Annotated in this window: 18 protein-coding genes; 4 read left to right on the plus strand and 14 right to left on the minus strand. The window is 58.4% G+C overall.

Annotation, left to right across the window (positions count from 1 at the left end; genetic code table 11):
* Nucleotides 1–126: 126 nt before the first annotated feature.
* From M5R41_02825 to M5R41_02845, 5 genes are all read right to left on the minus strand, one after another.
* The gene (locus M5R41_02825) at nucleotides 127–1,434 is read right to left on the minus strand and encodes a TolC family protein (GenBank protein MCZ7555324.1); all 1,308 of its coding nucleotides are present in this window, start codon (nucleotides 1,432–1,434) and stop codon (nucleotides 127–129) included.
* Nucleotides 1,431–4,595 carry an efflux RND transporter permease subunit gene (locus M5R41_02830; GenBank protein MCZ7555325.1) on the minus strand — a complete coding sequence of 1,055 codons (3,165 nt, stop codon included), beginning with the start codon at nucleotides 4,593–4,595 and terminating at the stop codon, nucleotides 1,431–1,433. The genes M5R41_02825 and M5R41_02830 overlap by 4 nt, the downstream gene beginning before the upstream one ends.
* Complete coding sequence (locus M5R41_02835) at nucleotides 4,592–5,767, minus strand: efflux RND transporter periplasmic adaptor subunit (GenBank protein MCZ7555326.1); 1,176 nt, start codon at nucleotides 5,765–5,767, stop codon at nucleotides 4,592–4,594. The genes M5R41_02830 and M5R41_02835 overlap by 4 nt, the downstream gene beginning before the upstream one ends.
* A 281-nt stretch (nucleotides 5,768–6,048) precedes the next feature.
* On the minus strand, nucleotides 6,049–6,495 hold the full coding sequence (locus tag M5R41_02840; GenBank protein MCZ7555327.1) for a DoxX family protein: 447 nt from the start codon (nucleotides 6,493–6,495) through the stop codon (nucleotides 6,049–6,051).
* A 218-nt stretch (nucleotides 6,496–6,713) separates the two neighbouring features.
* Nucleotides 6,714–7,601 (minus strand): NmrA family NAD(P)-binding protein, encoded by an 888-nt coding sequence (locus M5R41_02845; GenBank protein ID MCZ7555328.1) that lies wholly within the window; start codon nucleotides 7,599–7,601, stop codon nucleotides 6,714–6,716.
* 670 nt (nucleotides 7,602–8,271) lie between these two features.
* Here M5R41_02845 and M5R41_02850 point away from each other — a divergent pair.
* From M5R41_02850 to M5R41_02865, 4 genes are all read left to right on the plus strand, one after another.
* Nucleotides 8,272–9,150 carry a hypothetical protein gene (locus M5R41_02850; GenBank protein MCZ7555329.1) on the plus strand — a complete coding sequence of 293 codons (879 nt, stop codon included), beginning with the start codon at nucleotides 8,272–8,274 and terminating at the stop codon, nucleotides 9,148–9,150.
* Between the two features lie 99 nt (nucleotides 9,151–9,249).
* Nucleotides 9,250–9,816, plus strand: a complete 567-nt coding sequence (locus M5R41_02855) for a dual specificity protein phosphatase family protein (protein ID MCZ7555330.1) — start codon at nucleotides 9,250–9,252, stop codon at nucleotides 9,814–9,816.
* Nucleotides 9,813–12,509: a PD-(D/E)XK nuclease family protein gene (locus tag M5R41_02860; protein MCZ7555331.1), complete on the plus strand. Its 2,697-nt coding sequence runs from the start codon at nucleotides 9,813–9,815 to the stop codon at nucleotides 12,507–12,509. Before M5R41_02855 ends, M5R41_02860 begins: the two co-directional genes overlap by 4 nt.
* The gene (locus tag M5R41_02865; protein MCZ7555332.1) at nucleotides 12,502–15,921 is read left to right on the plus strand and encodes a UvrD-helicase domain-containing protein; all 3,420 of its coding nucleotides are present in this window, start codon (nucleotides 12,502–12,504) and stop codon (nucleotides 15,919–15,921) included. Before M5R41_02860 ends, M5R41_02865 begins: the two co-directional genes overlap by 8 nt.
* 95 nt (nucleotides 15,922–16,016) lie before the next feature.
* On the opposite strand, the gene M5R41_02870 is transcribed toward M5R41_02865, so the two are convergent.
* The 9 genes from M5R41_02870 to M5R41_02910 form a co-directional block, all read right to left on the minus strand.
* A complete protein-coding gene (locus M5R41_02870) occupies nucleotides 16,017–16,481 on the minus strand; it encodes a hypothetical protein (GenBank protein MCZ7555333.1) in 465 nt (154 codons plus the stop codon).
* A gap of 59 nt (nucleotides 16,482–16,540) precedes the next feature.
* Nucleotides 16,541–17,011, minus strand: a complete 471-nt coding sequence (locus M5R41_02875) for a hypothetical protein (protein MCZ7555334.1) — start codon at nucleotides 17,009–17,011, stop codon at nucleotides 16,541–16,543.
* A gap of 173 nt (nucleotides 17,012–17,184) precedes the next feature.
* Entirely contained in the window at nucleotides 17,185–18,036 is an 852-nt protein-coding gene (locus M5R41_02880) for an energy transducer TonB (GenBank protein ID MCZ7555335.1), read from the minus strand.
* Entirely contained in the window at nucleotides 18,017–18,445 is a 429-nt protein-coding gene (locus M5R41_02885; GenBank protein ID MCZ7555336.1) for a biopolymer transporter ExbD, read from the minus strand. The genes M5R41_02880 and M5R41_02885 overlap by 20 nt, the downstream gene beginning before the upstream one ends.
* A complete protein-coding gene (locus M5R41_02890; protein MCZ7555337.1) occupies nucleotides 18,442–19,125 on the minus strand; it encodes a MotA/TolQ/ExbB proton channel family protein in 684 nt (227 codons plus the stop codon). Before M5R41_02890 ends, M5R41_02885 begins: the two co-directional genes overlap by 4 nt.
* A gap of 35 nt (nucleotides 19,126–19,160) precedes the next feature.
* Nucleotides 19,161–20,135 carry an HU family DNA-binding protein gene (locus tag M5R41_02895; protein ID MCZ7555338.1) on the minus strand — a complete coding sequence of 325 codons (975 nt, stop codon included), beginning with the start codon at nucleotides 20,133–20,135 and terminating at the stop codon, nucleotides 19,161–19,163.
* On the minus strand, nucleotides 20,125–20,358 hold the full coding sequence (locus tag M5R41_02900; protein MCZ7555339.1) for a hypothetical protein: 234 nt from the start codon (nucleotides 20,356–20,358) through the stop codon (nucleotides 20,125–20,127). Before M5R41_02900 ends, M5R41_02895 begins: the two co-directional genes overlap by 11 nt.
* 1 nt (nucleotide 20,359) lies before the next feature.
* On the minus strand, nucleotides 20,360–22,078 hold the full coding sequence (locus tag M5R41_02905; protein ID MCZ7555340.1) for a hypothetical protein: 1,719 nt from the start codon (nucleotides 22,076–22,078) through the stop codon (nucleotides 20,360–20,362).
* Entirely contained in the window at nucleotides 22,075–25,071 is a 2,997-nt protein-coding gene (locus tag M5R41_02910) for a tetratricopeptide repeat protein (protein MCZ7555341.1), read from the minus strand. The genes M5R41_02905 and M5R41_02910 overlap by 4 nt, the downstream gene beginning before the upstream one ends.
* Nucleotides 25,072–25,367: the final 296 nt, after the last annotated feature.

Below are 25,367 nucleotides of genomic sequence, written 5' to 3' on the forward strand. Positions count from 1 at the left end.
ATCTGTGCGATGAAGAGAAACAGCTTTGCTCGCCGGGGAAGCCGTCAGGAGACGGACAGGAAAGCGCCGGCGAGAGCCACCTTGTGGCTGCTGCCGCAGGCCGTCGGGTTTCTCACTCTCAGCGGATCAGAAGCGCAGATCCCCCGTGGTACGCTGAACATCGATCAGGGCAACGCGCGCGAGGTAGCGCGCGGTGATATTCGCGGCTTCCGCCCGCACGTACTGCAACTGTGCGTCACGAAATTCGAGCGAACTGATGACGCCTGTGTTGTAGCGTTCGAGATGGAGATCCAGGCTGCGACGAGCGGCATCGAGATTGCGTTCCGAGAGACGTGTGGCTTCCAGGCGCGCATCGAGTGTCAACAACTGTGCGCGGAGATCGGCATCGACACGCAGACGTGCTTCCTCCAGCAGGAGTCGGCGGTTTTCACGCACGAGTTCGGCGTTCTGCAATTCCGTGCTGTTGCGCAGGCCATTAAAGAGATTCAGCGAGAGGTTCAAGCCCACCGTTGCGTCGGCACTCTGTGTTGTGATGTCCTGTGAGAAACGTTCGCTGCTCGACGCGACCAGGCGGTCCGAATACCCCCATGTCGCGAACAGGCCGAGTCGCGGTAAGAAACCGGAGCGGGACGCAGTGACATCCTCCTGCGCAACCGTGAGATTTCCACTTGCAATACGCAACGCGGCATTACGCTCCCGCGCCAGCCGGAAAAGTTCATCCCGTTCCTTGTCCGTGCCCCGGACGTCTATGACGGACGTGACCTCGCAGGGAGTGTCCGCCGGGCGGCCAAGATTCAGATTCAGTTCCTGACGTGCGATATCCACGGCTAGTTGTTGTTGCAGCAATTCAAGCGAGTCGCTCGCATAGGCGACTTCAGCGGTGAGCAACGTTGTCAGCGAACCACCAAGCTCGCGGCGTACGCGTTCCTTTTCCAGACGGACCGCGGAAATCTCCAGGGAACGCCGAAGCACCAGTTCGAGCTGCTGTTGCTGTACGAGGGAAAAATATGCGCGCGCGATGGATGTCACCGCTGCCTCGATGCCGGCTCTCGCCTGTTCTTCGCCGAGACGGGCCAGAGCGTGATAGCGGTTGCGGTCGGCGAACATTCGGAAGCCGTCGAACAGCGTCCAATTGAGAGAGAGTTGTGCCGTCATCGAGCGGGTCTCACTGTCACCGAAACTGAAGGGCGAGTTGGTTTGCTGTCTGCTGTCGAGCAGCGATCCGGATGCCGACGCATCCAGTGTCGGCAGGAGTGCGGAGGTTCCGAACGTCGCAGTATTCATCGCGATATCGGCGCTGTTGCGCGCAATGCGGATGCTGTAGTTATTCTCCAGGCCTATCGCAACCGCGTCTTCGAGTGTCATGTGTTGTGCCGTAGCGCGGAAGTTGACCGAAGCGACGAGCAGGATCAGAGCAGTCATGAACGCTTTCATCGGTGTGCCTCCAGCCTCCGCGATTCCATGACCGCCGGCTCCACCTCTTCCGGAGTAAGATGCTTCCCGAGAATCCGCACATGCCAGATGCTTCGCAGGCGATTGACCACGAGAAAGGTGGCGGGGACGACCATCAACAGAATAAAAGTACCGAATAACAATCCGTAGGCCACGGAAATCGCCATCGGAATGAGAAACTGCGCCTGTCGGCTGGTCTCGAGAATGAGCGGAGCGAGTCCGACGGCGGTGGTGAGCGTTGTCAGAAGAATGGGTCGGAGTCGCGCCACCGTTGCCTTGTGGACGGCCTCGAAAACCGGCATGCCGGCTCGCAGGTTTCTGTTGATCTGATCAATCAGGACAATGCTGTCGTTGATGATAATACCGACCAGTGCGATCAACCCGTAGAGCGACAGCGTGTTGAGCTGTACACCATGGATACCATGACCCCACACCGCGCCGAGTATACCGAGCGGGATGATGCTGAACACAATACCCGCCTGCGCATAGGAGCGGAATACGAGAACGACAAGAATGAACATCGCCAGCAATGCCACGGAAAATGCGGAGCGCATGGAATTCACGGATTTCTCCTGGCCGCGGGACTGGCCTTCGAATGAGGCCCGCACACCTTGCACACCCGCAAGTATGGGCGGAAGGATATCTTCGCGAATCTGCCCGAGTATGGGAGGAAGATCGGCATTATGGTCGGCGAGATTCGCTTCGATCTTTATCTCGCGCATGTTTTCCAGCCGATTGATCGTTGTGATGCCGCGCTGTATGGAATATTCGGCCAACTCCGAGAAGGGATATTCCGCACCATCCGGCGTTCTGATACGCATACGGTCAATGAAACCCAGCGACGACCTGTCCTCCGGACGATAGCGCACCCAGACGCGGATTTCGTCGCGGCCCCGCTGTATCCGTTGCACCTCCTGTCCGAAAAAGCCCTGACGCACTTGTGTTGTGACGTCACGCAGGGTCAGGCCCAGAGCGTATGCTCGCGGTTTGAGTCGCACATCAATTTCCCGTCGTCCTTCCTGATCCGAGTCGGTGACATCCTTGAGCGTGGGTAAATTGTTCAGCTCACCAACAAGCCGGTTGCGCGCTTTTGACAGCTGTTCGAGATCGGAACCGAGCAAGCTGACGGAGACCGGTTTTCCAAAAAATCCAATCCTGCCGTAGGTCAGTTTTTGCGCTTCGTGAATCGGACCAACGGCATCGCGCAACATGTTTGCCAGCTGCGGTGTGTCCATATCACGCTCTTCGCTGTCGAGGAGTTGCAGCGTGATCATACCAACATGACTGCCATTTTCGCCGAAATCGTTCCTTCCGATGTCACGCTTGATGCCGAGTACGACGTCCTTCCCGTCTTCCCGCTTCGATTTCAACTCTTTGTTCAATTTCCAGGCTTTGGCCTCGATGAGACGAAGCAGAGAATCCGTATCGGCTTCCTGACGTCCCGGAACCAATGATATGCTTACCGGAAGCGTGTCACCATCAATAAAGGGAAAGAAGGTAACGCCGATATGCCCGCCGCGAAGAAGTCCGAGAGTGATGAGGACGGCGGCGACAGGAGTCACAACGGTGAGCCATTTGTGCTCGAGCGCGAACCGCAGGGAAGGAGAAAAAAAGCGATGCGTCATCCATTCGATGAAACCATTTATGCGTTTCCGTATGGGAGCATCCTCGCGGTGGGCGTGAAGACCTTTGGAATGCGCCAGATGCGCCGGGAGAATGAAAAACGATTCGATGAGAGAAAACGCCAGCGTGGCGATCACCACGAGCGCCATATGCCAGATGAATTTCCCGAGAAAACCTTCCAGGAAAAAGAACGGCGAAAATGCAATAATGGTGGTAAGCACCGACGCCGTCACCGGCGCCACCATTTCTTTCGTTCCGTCGATGGCCGAAAGCAGAGCGGATTTGCCGCTCTCGTAGTGGGAATAGATGTTCTCGGCGACGACAATGGCATCGTCAACAAGAATACCGACCACAACAATCATACCGAACAGCGAGATGACGTTGATGGTTATGCCGACAAAGCCGGCCACGATGAACATGCCCGCGAAGGAAAAGGGAATACCGACCGAAACCCAGAAGGAGAGGCGGAGATTCAGGAAAAATCCCAGCGTGATGATGACCAGCGCAAGCCCCATCAGTCCATTGTTGATCAGCAGATCCAGGCGCTGACTCAGAGCGACGGTACGATCATCCAGGACGTACGATTGAATCTCGCGATGATTGTCGTTGAAGGAAGCAACGAGGCGCTTTGCTGTGCCGGCGATTGCGAGGATGTCTTCCTCGCGAGTCTTGTCTATGTTGAGAATGACGGCCGGTTGTCCGTTGTACCAGCTTCGGTCGGGAACATCTTCCCAGCGTTCGTGTATGCCTGCGATGTCCGCCAGTCGGATCACCTGACCATCCGCTCCACCGCGCACGACCAGATCGGATAATTCCTTCGCGAAATACTTCCTGGCATTGGCGCGGATGAGGATTTCCTCATCTTGTGTATCGAACTTCCCGCCCGAAAGGTTTATGTTTTCCGAGGCGACCGCGGAGGCGAGCTCACTGAAACGCATTCCGTACCGCCGCAAATCCTCCTCCGATACCTCGAGGGAAAATTCGAGCAGCGGTACTCCCTCGATATCCACCTGTGAAATTTCCGGTGTCGCGAGCAGATCATCGCGGAAACGCTCCGCGTAATACTTCAGATTGTAAAGATCTGTCGCACCGTACAGGACAACGGAAAGTGCGCGGGATCGAAATTTCTGTTCAAAGATGATGGGCTTTTCGCTGCCGAGCGGAAAGGAATTGATCCGGTCCACCGCGTTCTTAACATCCGCCGTCACCACATCCATATCGGCTTTCGGAAGCACCTCGACAGTGATGAGACCGAAGTTTTCCCGTGACACCGAGGTGACACGATCGATGCCTTCCAGACCGTCTATGGCTTCCTCGATTTTCAACACCACGCCTTCTTCGACTTCCTCCGGCGATGCCCCGGGAAACACCACCTGCACCGTCAGGAGATCGGGGCGCGTTTCGGGAAAAAAGGAAAACTTGAGGTTGAAAAGGAAGAGTAAACCGAAGATGATGATGCCGAACATGAGTACATTCGTCCAGACCGTATGCTGTACGAAGTACGCGATGATACGCATCATTGTCCGCCGGCCTCCTCGCCGGAAAACTTCGCCTGTACCGGCATGCCCGGAGCGACACCCTGCATCAGTTCCGTGACGAGTGTATCTCCGTCGGAGAGCCCGCGATTGACTAAAACACTTTGAGCGCCGGAATTGATCAGATCAACCTCACGTCGCACGAGCGCTCCATCGTGCACAAGGTAGACGTAGCGATTGTCATACACCGCCCGACGCGGTACACGCACAGCGGCCTCGAGTCCCTTTCCCGGGATGCGGGCGCTTACATACATGCCCTCGATCAATCCGGCGGGAGTAGAGACCGAGACGAATACGGGCACCGTCTGCGTGCGCTTGTCGACAGATGTTCCTATACGCGCGACCCGACCCGACCAGATGCGATCCTCACCGGAGCGCAGAAACACCTCCGCGTCTGATTTCAGCCAGGGCAATTCGGACGCCGGGATCGGGAGTTCTATCTCCATATTCTCCAGGCTGATGATCTCGCCCACGGGAGATCCGCTTCTGGTGGAGGAACCGGGTCTGAGAGTGGTGGAAACAATGCTGCCGTCGAAGGGCGCACGAATGCGGTGCTTCTCCAGCGTGATCTCCAGATTCTTGGTTGTGTAAAATAACTTGTAGACCTGTGCGCGGGTCAGTAAGAGCTTCACGTTTCTGCTCGCCGGTTCCGGCAGTTCTTCGAGCATGCTGTAGAAGGCGCAGCGATCAAAATAGCGCTGCCAGGTTTCATACTCCTCCGGGAAATCCACTTTGAGTTCAGGCAACACCGAAGCGAGCGCGTTCAGGAAGTCGCTTTTGGAACTGTTCAGATTCAGCTCTGCCTGTCTGTCGTCTATCCGCAACAACACCTGTCCCCGACGAAATCGCTGTGCGGGCTTGAAGGGAACGTCGCCCGTTTCGGCGAGGCCGCTCACTTCGCTGATCAACTGCACAGGTTGAGAGGACACGACGCGGCCTAACGCCTCGATCTCCACTGCCATGGCAGAAAGGCGAATGACGGTGGCGTCCACCGGCTTGACCATTTTCGCGGGTGGTCTGCGAGGCGGTTCTTCCTTCATTCCCGCCAACACCTGCATGAGTACGAAACCGGCACCGAGAATGAGAATGGGCAGGGCGTAGTAATAATACTTTCGCCTTGATGGCGTGGAGGGTGATGGTGTATGATGTTCTGTCATGGAATAGTCTGAATTTTGGTAATACTAACCAACACCGCTTTTCGTGAATTTGGTTTCACCGGGTGCGGTGGAGCGGTACGACGGATCGCCCATGGCGGTGATGCGCCACACCCACAGGCGAAGTACAGGGATATGGCGCGAGAGTATTGAAAATGGCCGAAAATGTCGAAAAAATCGAGCTGCCGCAAGCGGTAACCCGTGCGGGCATGCTCCTCATCGCCTGTGGCGTTTCGGAAGAGTGGGAGACCGTGACGCTCGTGGCCGCCGGCGCGTCCCGCGGTTCAACCCCAGTACCGTCTGGTCAGGGCCCTGTCGACGGAAGCCGTTCCGCTTCCCGCGATCATAATGATGAGGGCGAGTCCGAACACAAGCAAATGATACTCGAAGCCTTCACCCTCTTTCATTCCGCTCCAGTTCATGAAAAAGCCATACGCGTAATGCACCTTGATGATCGTTCCCAGCATTATCGCGGCTATCCACAGCGCCATGAATCTCCCTGCCAGACCGATCAGCAGGCTGATGACCCCGATGGTTTCGCCTGCTATCACCGCGATTCCAAGATAGTAGGGAATACCTTGAAGCACGAAGTCATCGAGCGCGGGGATGAGGCCTTTCCCGCCGAACATACCGAGAGATTTCTGCAGACCGTGCGGGAGGAGTACAACAGCAAGCGTAATGCGTGCGACGAGGCCGGCGGAGTGATCTTCAGTGAAAACGAACTGTGCCATGAGTGTATCCGGTTAATCGTAATGACAGATGGTTACAAAGGAAATAATCATGTGTAGCCGAAATGGCTCGCGTCGCTCCGTTGGAGCACAAAATTCAGACAGCAATGAGCCCTGGTGCTTTCTGTTCGCGTGCCCGTATGCGTACGTCGTGCCGCGACGCACCGTCGGCCGCGGCACGACGTGTCCGGAAACCAGGAGCTGCGGAAATGTACAGCGCCTCATGTCGCATGATACACAGCCGCAAAGGTCGGCGCAAAGGCCTCGATGGAAGTCGGAGTCGTATTCAATGAATTCCGCGGCTGGTTGACGCATATCAAGCGCTCGTTGATAGCCCGGGCGAGTTCCGTCATCTCCTTGGCAGCATTGTCGGAATATCCTGTTCGCCGCAAACCTTCCCGCATGTCGTCATAGGTGAACGTCACATACGGCAAATCGTCTTTACCGATCAAGGCGCCAAAAACACGTGCCGTTTCATGCAGGGTCGCATCGCGCTCGCCGAGGAGCTCCCGGATCTGGACACCGGTGAAATTTCTTGCGATCAGCGCCTCCGCGGCCACGGGTGCGATGTCGCGAGTGGCGATCATCGCGAACGGCACATCGCCTTTGATAGCGCCGCCCATCATGCCGCTATGCTTAATCAGCGGGATGGAGGCCAATAAATTTTCCATGAAATACGTGGGGCGAAGGTGCAGCACGTTGATACCGGGGATGCTGTTGAGGCGCTGCTCCTGATCATGTAACCCCTTGACAGGGCCTGTTCCTTCGGCAAGATGTGCACCGTGGCTGCTCAGATGCACAACGTGCGTAATGCCGCTTCCCCTCAGGGCGGTGATGACGGAATCACCGACGTAGCGGCTATGATTGCGGACATTCTCCGCGTCATTTCGTTGCGGCGTCATCACGAAGGCGGCACCCGCTCCCTGAAACGCCTGTTGAAGAAATTCGCTGTCCAAAACATCGCCAATGGCGATATCGGCTCCAAGATCCGCGAGCGGACGTAGGCGCGCTGTATGCCTTCCGATCACCCGGACACGCATCCCGTGCTCGAGAAGAATGCGTGCGGTTTGACTTCCCACATTTCCCGATGCGCCCATGAGAACAATCATGACAGTCTCCTTTTCGATGTTGGTGAAGGATGATCTGTAAACGCGTTGGATTTGTGACGTCGTACGTCGGGAAGATACGGTATTTCGTCATCAGCCGAAAGGAATAGTTTTGCGCGCAACTGCGCGCGTCACATGCATACGAATAGCTGTCGTCACCGAATACCGGGCTAACGAGATGCCGGGTACGATGTATGTATGACGCAATGCGCACCGGGCAACAGGGCTGCCTTTCTGCCTTGAAGCCGTTCACGATTTGCATGTGCATTATATTTCATGTGTCCTGCACAAATCAGGGAGCATGCCGTGAAGAGACTCAAAGAACTCAGTACCCGCCGCCTACGGGGTTTCGATTATTCCCAACCCGCGAAGCATCTGATCGTGTTCAAGACCAGGGGAATGCCGGGATATTCGGAACAACGATGAACGGCGTGACCATTCCGCATCTGGTCGTGCCGCTGTGGCGATACATGAATCGCCCACTTCCGCTTCGGCTCGTGCTGCTGCGGCGATACATGAATCGCCCACTCCAGGGAAAATCCGACATCCTGCATCCGTTGTGTTTTACGTAAAATAAACCGTAATTTTGTCTATCGACCCCGGGATTGATGTCCGAGGCCACAGCCGTTACCACCGACGCTGTCCACTCCTCCACAATTTCTGGAAACCGTGTATGAAGCGCTCTCTACTTCTTCTTTCGCTCTTCCTCCTTCTTGTTTCCTCACAAAGTTTCTCCTCCGGTTGGCCGCGAGCACAGCGCCAGACGTACCTGCATCTGGGATGGAGTGGATTCAGCACCGATACCTATCTCGCGGGTTCGACACCCGTGACACTGGAGAATCTGAGCGAAAATTCTTTCGCTTTCTACGGTGAGTATGGTTATTCGGAGAGACTTACCGGAACCGTACGCCTGCCTGGCTATCGGATGCTCTCTCTGCGCACCAAGGATGGTCTGACCTCGAATGTCCAGGCACCCGGAGATGTCGAAGCCGGGCTGCGCTATGCATGGATACACGATGGATCAACCGTGTTCAGCACCGGCATTACCGCATCGTTTCCGCTTGGGGAAACGTCGGACAGAATGGGGCTGTGGACCGGTGACGGCGAGTATAATCAGCTGTTCTCTCTCAATCTGGAACACCGTCTGACAGCGTTCCCCGCTTGCGCAGCACTAGCCCTCGGCTTTAATAATCGAAACGCCGGCTATTCCGATGAGCTTATCCTGGGGGCCCAAATCGGTGTGCGTACCGTCGGACCGATTTCTCTCAGCATGCTGTTGCTTGCAGTGGAGCCCCTGAAAAACGGTTCGCTCGATTATTTCGGAGGCAATTACGGTTTTGCCACAAACAGGCAGCGCTACCTGCAGTATGGACCGGAACTCAGCATCGACCTCATGGATGGCTTCGGTATGAACATCGCCGTGCTCGCGGTAACCCGCGCGGAAAATGTTGCCTCGGCGGTGACTGTCCGTAGCGGTGTGTATTTCACCCTGGACGGCACCCGGCCTGCCCGGGTCTTGCTTTCGGAAGGGGATGTCCAGACAGGGCAGTAACCGAAGCGTGCGTTGTGCATCCGGCGGCTCCTCCGCCGGATTTTTTTTTGCCCGTGTGTTCCGTATTCTATACGATAGAGTTCAGTACACACGGTCACTATGAATTACAGGGATCAACAGCCGTCACCACCTCGCCCTTTCCCTCGATCCTACTGGGTGAAAGCGGGATCTCTGCTTGCAGGATATTATCCGGGTTCGACTGATCCCGGGGAAGAAGCTTCGAAGCTTCAGCGGCTTCTCGAATGCGGCGTATCCAGAATCATCAATCTTGTGGAGAGATACGAGATAACCCTCGCCGGAGTGGCCGTGGTCGACTACACGGACGCATTGATGGAGCAGGCTTTCGCTACAGACCGGGACGTTTGCATCTGCCGCTTTCCTGTGCAGGATATGTCCGTGCCCGATCACAAGACTATGAGGGAAATTCTCGATACCATAGACATGGCAATCGCGGAAGGGGAACTGGTGTATGTTCATTGCCTGGGTGGTCTCGGTCGCACAGGTACCGTAATCGGTTGCTGGCTCGCCAGACACGCGTACGCGACGGGCGAAGAGGTTTTGGCCACAATCGAGAGTTTGCGCCGAGATGACGCGAAGCGTTTCAGCGCATCCCCGCAAACCTGGGAGCAATGCGAATTCGTCAAGCGCTGGATCCCCGGGGAATGATGTCTGCAACCATAGCGCATTGGTCCGATCTTGCCAGCATCGCGGAAAACGGCGGTACGATCATTACCGTGTCGGCCCGACTCGCACACGCGTTAAGCGAACAATACATCCGCTGGAAACAAGAGTGCGGCGCGAAGGCCTGGGAAACCCCGGACATCATCCCGCTCAATTCCTGGGTGCGTCGTGGAGCGCTCACCGCAGTGCCAGGCACCGGCCCTGCGTCGCAGGAGACGATGCTCCCCCTGACGGAGGGTATCGAGACCGCCGTATGGGAGGAAGCTATCGGGGAAGTGACCCATGAAGACGCGCCCGTCCATGTGCCCGCGCTTGCGGCTATTCTGCGACATGCGTTTTCCGTCGAACAGCAATGGCAACTCACGCCATGGATACATGCGGACAGTACCGAGGATACACGTCTCTATATCGCGGTCCGCGATGCGGTGGTGGCACGCTGCCGGGCCTTCGGCACCGCTCCTGCCTCCACGCAATGGAGGAGTATTCTGCATGTGCTGAAGGAAGGAGCGTTGGCGTTGCCGGCGAATGTGGTCTTTGCCGGATTCGAACGCACTCCGACGGCTGCCCTGCGACAGATCCAGGAACTGCTCGAAGCGCGAGGTACAGTTCTGTGGCGCTGGAATCCGCGGGGCACCGGCTCGTCGCCGCACTACATGCGCTATGCGACGGGTGAGGAAGAAATCCTCGCGGCGGCCTCGTGGGCGCGATCGCTGCTCGAACAGGGAGAAGAGGATATAGCTGTCGTATTTCCTCGACTGCAGGATGTGCGCGGCGTGGTGCAGCGTCTCTTTGCGGAAGTCCTCTCCTGCTCGGCCGGGAAGGAAGACGCTGAAGGAGCGCTGCCGTCGTTCGAGTTATCGTTGGGATCGACGCTGGCAGAGGAACCCCTCGTCCATGCGGCGCTTCTGCTCATCGATGCTCTCACATCCACGGTGCGGGCAGAGGAAATGAGCCGCATCCTGCTGTCGCCGTTCGTAATGGGAGATGCGTCACAGCGGAACGCACGCGCGCTGCTGGACCGGGAACTTCGCCGTGCGCTCCTGTCCGAAGAAGAATGGTCGTCCTTCACGGAACGTCTAGGTCGGGCGTACCAGTCGGAGAGCGGCGATGCTCTTCTGGACGCGCTGCTCTCGCATGCAATCCCGAATGAGAAACGTCTTCCTTCCGCCTGGGCGGATTTCATGGCGGAGATGTTACGGACCTTCGGCTGGCCGGGCGAGCGGTCACTCACAAGCAGAGAATATCAGGCACAACTCCGCTTCCACGAACAACTCGCTTCTCTCGCGGGCTTCGACGCGCTGTATGGACCGGTGTCCGTGCAGGCCGCGGCCGCACAGCTCCGCAGATTGATTCACTCTATGATCTTCCAACCGCAGTCACACCGGGCGCCGGTGCAAATCATGGGTGTGTTCGAAGCACTGGGGCAGCGATTCCGGCATTTGCGTATCTGCGATATGACAGAGGAATCCTGGCCGCCGGCCGCGAGACCCGCTGCCTGTATTCCACTATCCGTACAGAAACGGGCGGGAGTCGCCGATGCTTCCGTCGATATCCACGCCCGTGATATGGAAGCAGTGACGCGTGCCCTGTTCCATGCCTCGGAGAACGTGATTGTGACGCATGCCATGGCAGCGGATGATCGCGAGTTGCTTCCCTCTCCCTTGCTTGGCGCGGTGGAGGACTGTGACGCGGATGTTCCGGAGCTGCGGCTCGCCAGACGCGTACACCGGTTGTCTGACAGGAATACCGAGCATGTCACGGATGAACAAGCGCCGCCGCTGTCTGTACCGGCTGCGATTGCCGGGGGCTCCCGCGTGTTCACCGATCAGGCGCGCTGTCCGTTCAGAGCTTTTGCCGCGCATCGGCTCGGGATTCGCACCCTTGAAATCCCTGAGCATGGCGTGCGGGCCCTGGATCGCGGGATCCTCATTCATGACGTGCTCGGCGCCATCTGGAAATCTCTCGGTGATCAGCGCGCGCTGCTTTCTGCCGATCTCCCGTCGGTAATCCGCGACGCCGTGGCGTCGGTGTTCCGTCGCACCGGCATCGTGAAGCATGGACGGCTAGCGGACGCTATGGTTCATGCGGAGATGGAATGTGTGACGCGGCTCGCCGAGGAAATGCTGCGCGTGGATGCCGCGCGCGAGCTGTTCACCGACGTCGGTGTCGAGCAACCCTGTGAAGCGGACATCGCGGGATTGAGGATCTCGCTGCGGACGGACCGCGTCGATCGTCTGGAGGACGGCACGTATGCGATCATTGATTACAAGACTTCAAAGAAATCCCATGCCGAATGGCTGAGCCGGCGTCCCCTCGAACCGCAACTTCCCCTGTATGCGATCACCCTCGGGGAAAAGGTATCCGCCTTGGCATTCGGCACGGTACGACGGTCGGAATGTGGCTACACGGGCATCGCGGCGGATCCATCCCGCTTTTCGTCTCTGAAAACACCGGAATCACTTGCCGAAAAGGAAGAGATCCCGACGGAATGGTCCACGTTGCTGGCATCGTGGGGTGAGATTCTCGAGTCCTTGGCGCGAGCCTTTCGTGACGGAGATGCGCGTGTTGATCCGCGTGATGGATCGGATACCTGCGCACAATGCGATTTTCACGCGTTATGCAGGGTAGACGAGTTCTCCCGTCAGAATCCCATCCAGGAGGGTACGGTTGATGAGTGAAACCGAACTTCTCAATCTCGATACGGAAGCGCGACGTGCGGTGCTGGATGTGGCTCGTTCCTTCATCGTACAGGCTCCGGCCGGCGCCGGGAAAACAGAACTGCTCGTGCAACGCTACCTGGCCCTGCTTGCGGCCGTGGACGCCCCGGAAGAAATCGTGGCCATCACGTTTACGCGCAAAGCCGCCGCCGAAATGCGCGTTCGCGTTCTGGGCGCACTCGCTTCCGTCCATCACGATCCGGAGTCTGTCCCACCGCATCGCCGCGTCACACGAACATTGGCAGACGCCGCTCTGAAAAGGGATGCCGTATTCGGCTGGAATCTCGAACGACACCCGGCCCGCATGCGCATCATGACCATTGACGCGCTCAATGGGTGGCTGGCGCGTCAGTTGCCCTGGCGATCCGGATTGGGCGGTCAGATGTCCGTCGGTGATCATCCGGAGGATCTGCATCTCGAGGCGGCGCGACGGGTACTCAACGAGGAGCATCGCGACCCGCGCTTCCGCGAACAGCTCGAGCGTCTGCTGGTGCACCTTGACAACCGCTACTCCGATATCGAGACCCGGATCGCGTCGCTGCTCGGAGTGCGGGAGCAGTGGCGTAAAGTTCTGGGCGACGGCGGCGCGGTTGCGCGTGAAACCCTGGAGGCGGGCTTGCGGCGCATCGTGGAAGAACACCTCGCCGCCCTCGTCTCCGTTATGCCGGCGCAGTGCCAACAGCTTCCGCGCTTTGCCGCGCACGCTGCGTCCACACTTGCGGGAGCCGGCGGCATCGCCGATACACATCCCGTTCTGGCTCTGAAGGACATGCAGCTGTTACCGGATGCGGATATCCGGAACCTTGAGCGGTGGCAGGCGCTGGCCTGGCTCCTGCTTACGGATGCGAATACACTCCGGAGTCCGAAAGGAATTACGAAGAATCACGGCTTCCTCCCGGGTGAGCCCGTGAAGAAGGAGTTTCAGGACTTTCTTGAAGTGCTCGGAGGCGAAGATGCCTTCTTGCGACTTCTCGCCGCGACGCGCACATTGCCGGACGTGTGCTACAGCGATGCGCAATGGGGCATGCTGGAAACCATCATAGGCATTCTGCTGCACGCGGACGATTCACTGCATCGTCTCTTTGCCGCCCGGGGAACCGTGGATCACACCGAGGTGGCCGCAGCGGCTCTGAACGCTCTGGGTGATGACCTGCATCCTTCCGACCTGGCCATGATGTTGGAATACCGCATCGGCCATATTCTCATTGACGAATTCCAGGATACCTCGGCGGGACAGTTTGCGCTCCTGGAGCGTCTGACGGAAGCATGGACGCCCGACGATGGGCATTCGCTTTTCCTTGTCGGTGATCCCATGCAATCCATCTACCGTTTCCGTGAAGCGGAAGTCGGTCTTTTCCTCCGTACCTGGAAAGAGGGACGCATCGGCAGTGTCCCGTTGCAGCGATCGCGTCTTACAAAAAATTTCCGCTCCGCGCCCGGTATCGTGCACTGGGTCAACGAGGTGTTCTCCCGCCTCCTCCCGCCCGAAGACGACGCGGAGAACGGCGCGGTGTCCTACGCATCGTCCATTCCAGGAGGGATGTCCGATCCGGAAGGACCGCAGCCGGGCGAGGTCGTCAGCTTTTTTCCATTTTATGATGACGACAGACGCGAGGAAGCGGCCTTCATTGCACGGACTGCTATCGAATACCGGAAGCGCTCTACTGCCGCACCGGGTGGCGATCCGGCTGTGGCCATACTCGTCCGTGCACGCGCGCATCTCGCACCCATCGCGGCCGCTTTGCGCGAAGCGGGACAGCGTTTCCGAGCCGTCGAAATAGAGGCGCTCGCACAAACGCCCATGGTGCGCGATCTTCAGGCGCTGACCTTCGCACTTCTGCATCCCGCCGATGATCTCTCCGCGTATGCCGTACTTCGCGCTCCCTGGTGCGGGGCCTCGCTCACCGCGCTCACCCGCATTGCGAACGCCCGGGTGAGTACGACCGTATTCGATGCGGTCCACTCCTGCCTTGCGCAAGGGGAATTCGACGGGACGGATGCGATCGCGCTTACCCGTTGTATGGACGTAGTGCAGAAAGCGACGCAGCGTGTCGGACGCCTTCCTCTGCGCAGTCTGGTGGAATCGTGCTGGATGGAACTGGGTGGGCCCGCCTGCGCGGACGAGGAAGCGATCGAGACAGCGGAGGCCTTTTTTTCAATACTTGAAAGTTGCGACGAAGGTGGCGGACTCACGGATTATCGGGAAATGCACAAGCGCCTCGATCAGCTCTACGCGCCGCCCGATCCGTTGGCCGACGCCGATCTGCAGTTGATGACGCTGCACAAGGCCAAAGGCCTGCAATTCGATACGGTACTGATGCCCCGACTGGATGCGACGTCCCGACCGGCGCAAAACGAACTCATCCTCTGGCAGCATGGCACGCGCGCGGGTGCGGCGGATTTCCTCCTCGCGCCCGTCGCGGAGCGGGGCGAAGGGCAGGACCCGACTTATACCTGGATCAGGAATTCGAACAAACAGCGGGACGAGCACGAAAGGCTGCGCCTGCTGTACGTTGGCACGACACGGGCGAAGCAGCGGCTCGTACTGACCGCGAATCTCAAGTCCAAAGAAAAGAATGGAGAAAGGGTACTCTCCGCGCCCAGAGCAGGCTCATTTCTTTCTGACCTCTGGCCCGTGCTCGAAAGACAATGCCGCGAGGGTTTCGACGTGGCGCTGGCCTCGCGGCGCAACACTACGGCGTTGAGCACGGGAACGCAACCGCGTACACCGCAGTTGCTCATGCGCTTCGCCGCCACGTGGACTCCGCCGCCATGGCCTCCCGCCGTACAGCTTCCGCGTCAGGAACGGGCGGCGGCAGTCGCGGAGGAATTACGCTCCTCGCCATTCCGCGCAGGCGAGCAGGCACGTGCTGCCGGCATCATCGTCCACGGGTTGCTCGCTCTGCTGGCTGAGCATGGGACGGCATTCTGGAACGAATCCGGCACAGACCAGCGGCACCGCATCATCACCCGTCAGTTGGGTGATGTACAGCTTCCCGGCGGAACGCAGGAGAGCATCGCCACGGCCGAGCTGGCGATACACAACACCCTTGCGGATGAACGCGGACAGTGGATACTGCGGCGATGGCCGGGAGGGAAGCAGGAATGGCGATTGAGCGCGGTCCTCGACGGGATTGTGCGCAATGTGATTATCGACAGAAGCTTTGTGGACGATGACGGAACGCGCTGGATTATCGACTATAAAACTGCTCTGCACGAAGGTGCCGGGCGCGATGAATTTTTGCATCGGCAAGTCGAAGCGTACACACCACAACTTCGCCGTTATGCCGAGATTGTCTCCGCGCTGGAGCATCGGCCACAGCGCCTCGGTCTGTACTTTCCTCTGATGTCGGAATGGCGGGAAATTGTGTAACGGTGCGGGCAGGGTAGCATTGTCCACGCTGGGCATTCGCCGCGGCGAGGGTCTCTGGTCAACGGAAGAGTGATCGCTGTACCGGCGGAGCGATGCTAGCGCGCAAGCTGCGCCACCTGCACATCGCTGAGATCACGAAATGTGAGGAGGAAGAAGTACGTACCCGGCGCAAGCTTTTCGGCGCTGAAGGTCGTGGTGTGTTTTCCGGACGGCAAATCCTGATTGACGAGCGTTGTCACCGGTCGTCCATTGGAGTCGAAAACCTGTATTCTGGTCCTGCCTGCGTCCGGAAGAGTGAAACGCAGCGTCGTGCTCGTAGAGAAGGTTGAAGGGGAGCAGGTGTCGAACAGAATCGTACGCTCGCGCGACGGACCAGTCCTGCTCAACGGTGTTTCCGGCAAAGCGCCCGCCAAAATCTCCGGTACAAAGTCGGATCCGTCCCACAGGAGAAAATACTGAATGGCATTCTCGGCCATCTCCTCGAGACGCAGATCCTTCGCCGCAGACATGAAATCCACCACGGCCCGATCACTGTCGTCGGTCATGATGGGACGAATCACCGCCTGATTCCTGGCAAACCAGTCAATGAAAATCCGTACGGCGCCCGCTTGCCAAATCTCTATCGCGGAATCCAGCCTCGACTGCAGCAGCGGCAGGCAGGGCCGGAGCGACTGCCTATGCGTTGTGCTTCTCCGAGAAGTCGCTTGCGCGTCTCGAAATTACCCTCGAGTCGAGACCGAAAATCCAGTGCGCGCTTGAAATCCTTTCCACGACGGGCTTTGGAAAATTCCTGTTCATGGGTCACGATGCGATCGAGTAAAACGTGGGATTGTTTCCGCAGGTTCTCGAGCCTCGCGAGATCGACGGATTTCAGTGATGCATCGAACTGCTGCTTGAACGAGGTCAGCGCCGGCAGAACACTGCGCGAGAGGTAGGTCGCTACATCTTTGCGCAAACTCTGCATCACCTCGTCTGTCCTCTGGGGTCGGCTCCCGTTCTGGGCAAGAAGGGGAATGCCAAACTCTGCCAGGAAGAGGAGAAAAACGACGGTCAGACTGTAGGAGCTGTGATAGCGGGTACGGGCGTTCATTATTCGTTCGGTGATGACCTTAATCACAACAATCTACAGCGAAACGGAAGCATGGAACAAGGCGAATCCGCGTCCCCAGATCCGCAGGGTATTGATGAACGTCCTGATGAAGGTATTGATGAAGGTGAACTTCATCGCTCGGGATGCACACGTCCCGCGCTCTGCGCCCCCACTCAGCGCAGTTTGAACGTAAACGTCGCCGTGCCCACCTGATCCGCCTGCTGCGCGGAGGAGGGGAGGACGTTGAATTTCCATGTGCGCATGGCGTCCAGAGCGGCGCGCTCGTACGCCGCCTCGCCTTTCTGTATAACGGTCATGCCGTACATAGTGCCGTCGGGACGCACGCGGAAGCGCACGGATACGGTGGCGTCGCGCGTCGAGCCCGGCGGGAAGGCCGGCAAAATACCCGCGATGCGATTGCGTGACAGGCCGCCATCCCACTGAATGTTGGCGCTGGAGCGTGGCGTGGCGCTGAGTGTACCGGGATCGGCAGTGATGGAGCGCTCGGTGCCGCTGCCGGCTCCGGTGACGTTGTCAGAGCTCTGCGATGAAGTGGAAAGTCCCTGCTCACGGGATTCGCGCCGCGTGACATCTCCGGTCACATTCCCGCTCGAACGTTCCTGTTTGCCGCCTCCGAAATCAGAGAATTCTACAGGATTCGCACCACCGCGGAGATCGCGCGGCGGAACGGTGGTGGACGGCGCGCTGCGGTCGGCACCGGCTTCGCGGGCGACGGTCTGCCGCGACGGCGCCTGACGCGCCGCCGGTTGCGCGACGCTTGATGTCTGTGAACGGCGGGGCGTGGAACTGACCGCGGTCTGCTGGCGGGGCTGCACGCGCGCTACAGACTCGAACTCGCGCGTGACAGCAGCTGCCGGCTCCGGCTCGACAAGGGTGATTTCCAGTGTCAGCGGCAGTTTGCGTATGTCGGTAAACACTGCCCAGAAAATCATGATCAACAGCAGTATCGCGTGCAGACCAATGGAAATACCCCAGCTTTTCGCATCAACGCTGTTCACCGTCATTGCCGTCCTGTAGTTTGGTGGAGACAAAGAATCTCGTCGCTCCGGCTCCCTTGGCCTCGTCCATGACAAAGACCGCCCGCTCGAGGGGAACATCGCGGTCGCTGGACAACACGATCACCTGCTGCTCGGGATCGGTAATGGCGGCACGAAGGGCTTCGCTGAAAGCATCACGCGCTACTTCCTCGTTGTTCAGAAACATGCGACCGTCATTGAGCAAGGTCACGACTACTTGCTGCTGTTCCGAAGCCGTGGTGTTGCGCGCCTGCGGCAGCGTCACCTTGATTCCTTCGGTGATGATGAACGAGGAGGTCAGGAGAAAAAAGATCAGCAGAAGCAGCACGATGTCGGTCAGCGAGGAGTAGCTGAACACCGACAAGGGCTTATTCGCGGTGGACAGTTCGATCTTCATCGCGCCTGCCCCTGTGTCTGTGCCTCACGCGCCATCTGCGCACGCTTGGCTGCGATCTGCGCCTTGCGTTGCTCCCCCTGCGCAATGTCAAGGAAATCATTGCAGCTGTTTTCCGTCTCGAACACGAAACGGGTGACGCGGTTCAAAAGATAATTGTACATGAAATACGCCGGAATACCGATGATCAATCCGAACGCGGTTGTCAGCAGCGCTTCCCAGATTCCCGAAGCGAGTATCTGCGGATTGACAACGCCTTCGTTGACTTCGATCACACGAAAAGCCGAAATCATGCCCGTCACTGTTCCAAGAAACCCCAGCAAAGGAGCGATACCCGCGATGGAAGCGAGTAAACCCAATCCACGTTCGAGTTTGTACACCTCCATGCGCGCTGCGCTCTCCACCGCATCCTTGACATCCTGATGCGATCCCTTCATTTTCAGAAGGCCGGCCCGCAAAATCATGGACAGCGGCGTGCTGGCCTGCGAGCATAAGGAAAGCGCGGCGGAGACATCGCCTTTACTCAGAACGGAGCGGATCTGGAGAATGAACTTGCCGCCATCGCCCTTCACCTTGGACAGGGTGATGAGCTTCTGCACGATCAGATACGTTGCAATGAGTGAGGCGGCAAGAATGAACCACATGATGATTCCGCCTTTGAGGAAAAGATCGAACACTGTCATCGGAGTCTCCATTGGTGAGGGATTTCTTCAATTTATCATGTGTGAAACAGGGTTGGCGCTTGCCGGTAATGACCGGTGGATGGGTCGATACCCGGCAGTTCGTGAACGGGTGCATCGGAATACACCAGGTACAGGATGATCGCCAGGACGCAGAGAGTCACCAGCACCGCGATGATGAGCAGTCCACGGCTGGTCTTTTTCTCCGGGGGATGAAACAGTTGATCGCGGTTTTTATAAAAACTGTCACCGTCGGAAAAATCCTGATGTTCTGTTTCTTCCGCAAGAACAATATTCGGTACCTCTGAAACGGCTGCGACGTCTGCGGCCGCTTCCACGGCCTGATGCTGCTTCCCGCCATCGCTCACAGGAACGGTGTCGTGTACGGATGCTGCTTCGTATGCGAAGCTGCGCGGCTGCTCCGAAGCGCTGCCGTCCGGCCAGTCCGACGGAGTGGCGTAATGGACCGCGTCCTCGCTCTCATCGTCGTATTGCTCGTACGATGCATCCGAAAAAAATGCCGAATCCTCGTCTTCTCCTGCCTCATCCCGTTCGGCGTACGCCACCTCTTCCGAGGGAGATGGCAGCGGCAACTCCGTTTCGTCTGCCTCTTCGGCAGCAGAATCGTCGAACGCATCAATTCTGTCGCCGTACCTCCGCAACGAAACCGTCGGCTGTGGTGTCAGGACTTCGGTCACGATTTCCGCCACATCTACCGGAGTGGTGTTCGTCGTGTGCACCTGGGTGACTGCATGCAACGGTACGACGAAATCCTCTCTGCGCATTCTGACCGTTGTCCCGGTTTGCCGCGGCAACGGGGAATAATAGCGAATCTGTCCGGATGAGTTGTCCCGGATGTACTCGAAACTGCCCAAGCCCCCCAGGTCCACCACTTCACCTGCACGAATAAGCGTTTTCGCCGTATCGAAGTAAGCGTGGAGGAAGACGCGAATACTGTGCGCGGGTACCTCCAGGCGTTCGGAAAGCGCCGTCACGAGCTGCTCACGATCCATGGCGTTCCTCCGGCGTATCGGGGAGCAGGGATGTGTGCGGGACGAAACTGCGAATGCCCGCCTCTGTCTTCAGGGTGCCAAGCGTCATCAGTTCGACGTCTTCACCTTGTCGCAGCATTTCCTCCACCAACACGTCCAGGCCGGCGGTGAAGCGTATCATCTCGTCCGGACTGATGGGCAGCCGTCCTGCGAGTCGCACTATGATATCAGCGGATCGTGACATGTCAGAACCGAACGATGATTCCGCCGATGACGAACAACGGACGCTCCTGGTATCCGCGCCAGCGCTGATAGTCATTGTCGAGAAGATTGGAGGCCTGCAAAAATACCCCGACACTGTCGAACAGACGATACTCCGCACCGAAGCCCAACAGCATCGAAGCGGGGACATCACCCTCTTGTGTGAATTGGCTCCCTACGAGCTGCGCCGTCGCTTCGACGTTGAGCCCGAAAGGGAAGACATGCGAAAGCAGGGTCCGTAACTCGAGTGAGGGCAGGTAAGGGATGGAAGCATCGAGTTCGTCGTCATGCGAACTCCGTACAGCCGCGTCCACCTGAATACGCGTCCGTTTGTTGAAACGGTGATGCAGCTCGAGGTGCAAAGCGAAAATCGAGGACGACGCACCGTAGCGGAGTTGCCATTGCTGTCGCACGGGATCGTCCAACAGATCGAAACGCGGCCAGGACGATGTGGAGAGATACTCCGCGTAGAGGCGACCGGATGTGGAACGACGATCGTCGAACGCCACCCCGGTACTGAAGCGGAGCGGAATATCCGTATGGCGTACATCGGATGCCAGCATGAGGAACGGATTGATGCGGCGCATCCCATCGAAGGTGGTCTCCCGCACTTCCGGCTCGAAGGCGAACCAGCTCACGTAATCGTCGTGCAGCCGCAACGACAGTCGCGCTTCGGGGTAAAGACGCATACTGACAGCCTCTTCACTTCCGCGGAAGAGGTACAGATCGAGTCCTGCATCGAGCCAAAGAGCATCCGTAATGCTATGTCTGCCCTCGGCGCCGATTCTGTTGTAGAATGGCGCCGATGCCTCCTTGTCCTTTGGCTTGACATCGCCGAAATGAAACTCTCCGCGCGTCACAACGGGAATACCGAAGATGCCATGCCGTGTGTGTATGTCGATGCCGGCGCGGAGTTCGGCCTGATCCCAGGTCTCGATGGGGAGCGAGTCGCGCAGCGAGAGGTGCTCGCGCAAAGTCGTGGAAGCGAAAAACGCCGAGACGTCATGATCGAAGACGGGATTCTTTCTGGAGATCAGGCTGCCACGAAAATGCATATGGTCCGCGTCGCGCTGAAAATCGAGCAGCGGCAGACTCTGTTGCAGCTTGTCCGCATAGAGTCCGTAGGACGTCCCCTCGTAGCGGAAATCGCCCTCGATGCGCGAAGAAGCGAAAAAGGGCAGGGAGGTTTTCGGAAGCCAGGTGCCCGCGTTGGCGTGCACATGTCCCTGTTCGTAATCCGCCAGTCGGACGTGGCCGCGACTTTTTTCCCAGCTCCCGTCAATGGCGACATCGGCATCGGAAAAGCGGTTCGCGTACCAGGCCTGTACGGACGGTGTTTCGAAGCTGCCGTAGCCGGCCTTGACGCTGAGCACGTTCTGTATGCCTTTCGGCGAAACAAGCGCAAGCGGAAGGCGCGTCGGATGTGTGCTCATGAAGCGCTGCTCACGCTCGCCGCGTCCGGCGCGGGCAAGCAGACCCCGCTCGTCCGGATCACCTATTACGCCCTTTCTGTCGTCGGTGAAGCTGGCCACGTCGCTCCCGGTTATGACATACTCCGGCAAGTTCAGCGCGGGGAGGGCGTCCCCTGGACGTCGGGTTTCGGGTTTGAAGTCCTTTGGGGGCGGCAAGGGCTTATCCTGGGCGAACAGCAGCGCACCGGTAAAAAACAATGAAAGCAGTGTTGCGGTCAGAAAGCGCCTCATCGCAACGTCTCCAGTTTTCTTGCGGCGGTACGGGCTTCGTCGCTGCCCGCGAATTCCGCGGTGATGCGCTCGTAGACGCTGCGGGCTTGCGCGTTTTTCCCAAGTTCCTCGTGCAGCATGCCGAGGCGCAGCAACGCACGTGCAGTCCAGGGCATGGCATCCGGAAATACATAGCCTACGCGCAGCAGAGCTTCTTCCGCCTGTTCGGGGCGCGCAGCTCCTGCCAGGAGTTCGCCTTTGCGGTACTGCGCTTCCGCGGCCACTGCGTCGCTTCTGCTTGCAGCCACGGCATCCAGCGCCGCCACGGCCTTGTCCAGTGATCCCTCTTCGGCGTCAAGCAGTGCGAGTTCGATTTCGGAGAGGACGGCGAATTTTTCGCCCGGCTGCGCGGCCTTCGCCGCGGAAAAGTCGGAGCGGGCCTCGACGAATTTTTTCTCGCTGCGGAAACTCAAGCCGCGCCGGTACAGCGCCCGGGCCTTGTGCGCTCTGCCGCGGGGGTGGGCGAGAATCTCCTCGCAATGCTGCATCGCCGTGCTTCTGTCCTGTAGTTGCATTGCGGTCTCGGTCAGCTCGAACAACGCTTCCACCGCCTGCTCGCTGGAGCGGTCGATGGCATAGCCCTCTCTGAGTGTCTTTCGCGCTTCCTCCAGATCTCCGTTTTCGCGATAGACGCGACCGAGCAGGACGTGTGCCTCCTGTCTGTGCGCTCCGTTGGGATATGCCGCGATAAAGCGCTGCAGCAGGGGAATCGCCTTTGCCGCGTCGGGTTGTGCCGCAGCGGACCGTACCTCCGCGAACTCCACATTCTCCGCGCCGCTGCCGCTGGGATGGGCGCCGAGCCAATCCGCTTTGACGCGATCAGCGGCATCGTTCTGTCCGCGCATGCGCAGCGTCTGTGCAAGTCCGTCCAGCGCGTCGCTGACAATGGGCGAGTCGGGATGCTCATCGAGGACGCGCCGATAGGCCGCCTCCGCATTTGCGTAATCGCCTTTGTTGTAATGGCAGTCGGCTATCGTGTATTTGGTCTGCGCCAGTAACGGGCTCGCGGGCCAGGTGCTGATGAGCTTATGGAATTCGGTGAGAGCCACATCGTAATCGCGGCTCTGGAAATACATCCAGGCGAGGCTGAACTGCGCCTTGTCCGCGTATTCGGAATCCGCATACCGCGCCAGCATGCCTCTCAGGGTGGAAATGGCGCTGGGCGTGTTTCCGAGTCGATGCTCGCAGGATGCGAGCTGCAATAGCGCGTATGCGGTCAGGGGATTCGCCGGATACATGCGCGACGTGTACCTGTAGGTTTTCGCGGCGTCTTCAAAGCGCTTGAGCGCGTATTGTGCATCCCCAAGACGCACGTTGGCGTCCACATCGTGTTTTCCCGCGCGGAATTCTGTTGTGAGCCGCTGGAAGGTGGGCACGGCGGCGGCGAAATTCTGCATTCGGAACTGTGTCCACCCCAGCCCGTACAGCGCGTCCTGCGTTATCGCGGAATCCCTAGTGCTCTCGAGGGCTTGCATGTACGCCGCTTCGGCCGCCTCGAACTCCTCCGTTTTGAAATGCGACTCCGCCAGCCAGGTGAGACCCTCCGCCCGATATGCGTGGTCGGGATAGCGTTGCGTGAAATTCTTGAGCACGATAACGGCGGCGGGATAGCGCGCTGCCTTGTGAAGACTGAAGCCCTGCCGGAACAACGCTTTCGCGACGATGTCAGGATTGGCGTCGGCAATGCTCGCGGCCGAACCGAAGGCCTCGGCGGCTTCGGAGGCCTGACCCTGTTTCAGGCGTGTTTCGCCCAGCATGTACCAGCTGTCGGACAAGACATCGCTTTGCGGAAAGCCGGTAGCGACCGTGGAGAAATGCGTCATGGCCCGATCGTAGAGTTTCTCGTTGTAGGCGGCCATTCCGAGTTCGAAATGCGCATTGTCCGTGTAGGCGCCATCGGATTTTCTCGCAATGATGCCGTCAAATACCATCCTTGCGGCATCGAGCTGTCCATTCAACCGAAGGGCCACTCCCTTGCGAAATGCGGCTGCTTCGGCGATTTCACCGTCCTTCTGCGAAAGCGCATCGAAGGTGGAGACGGCATCGGAATATTTCTGCTGTTCGATCTGTGTCCAGCCAAGGGCGTACTGCACCTGCTTAGCGCGAGCGTTGCCGGGGTACGCCTGCAGGAACGACTGGTACAACGATTCCGCTTCGGCATGACGCCCCAATTTGTACTGAGATTCCGCGCGGAGAAACAGCCGCTCGGCCGCATTGTCCGGATCAGGGCTGTCTGTCAGACTCTCCAGCCAGGCCAGCGATTGCTCGAACTCCTTGCGTTGAAAGAGACAGGCACCCTTTCGCGTGAAGACACTGGATCGCAGCGCGCTTTCGGGAAAGAGGTTCAGAAATTCCTCGTATACGGCCAGCGCCTCATCATGGCGCTCCTGCTTTTCGCGCACGAATCCGGTCGAAAAAAACGCGTAATCGCGAATCCTGCCTTCGGGGTAATGTTCATAGGATATGCGGTAATATCGGAGCGCGTCTTCGTACTGTTCCATGCGAAATGCGGATTCACCCGCCCAATATGCGGATTCATGCGCAAGATTGCCGCGCGGCCAGCTGCGGACAACGGTGGAGAACTGCTCGAACGCCTTCTGGAAGTTTCCCTGCCGGTAGTATACCTCTCCTTCACGGAAACCGGCATCGTCCGCCAGCTTGCTGTCCGGATGATCCTTCTGAAAACGGGCGAAGGCCAGAGCCGCATCGCTGAGCGCGGCGCTTTGATACTGGCTCTCGGCAACGTAGTACTCCGCGTCCACGCGCAAATCGCTGGCGGGGAAATCGGCGACGAACTGACGGAATTTGATCAGCGCCATGTGATAACTGCCGTCTTCGAACAGCCCGAGCGCAAAAGCGTAATCCTGTTGCTCGCGAAGCGACGCGGGTTGAGCCGAAACGGTGGTTATGGAAAGGAGGAAGAGAAAAAACAGTGGGACGAGTGGTCGTGCCATGACAGGCTCATTTGTGAGCGAAACGGGGCGACTTAAAGTGATACTATAGATGGATCACTTAACTATGACAAATTATCTATATATCTGCCACGTGTCAAGGGAGTTCGGCATTTGTGGGCTTTTCTTTCCATTCAAGGATTTCCGTGCTCCCGATCTGCCAAGGAGGAGTCGCGTGGCTGAGCTCAGCCGTCTGCAACCAGGAGCCACTCGCGTACGCACGCGATGCTTTTCGAACAACGCCATACTCGATTATCGCGCGGCGATTTCACTACCATGGAATGCGAACCATTTTGCGC

The organism is Bacteroidia bacterium, assembly GCA_027493955.1.
In the GTDB taxonomy this organism is placed as follows: Bacteria; Bacteroidota; Ignavibacteria; order SZUA-365; family SZUA-365; genus JAOSJT01.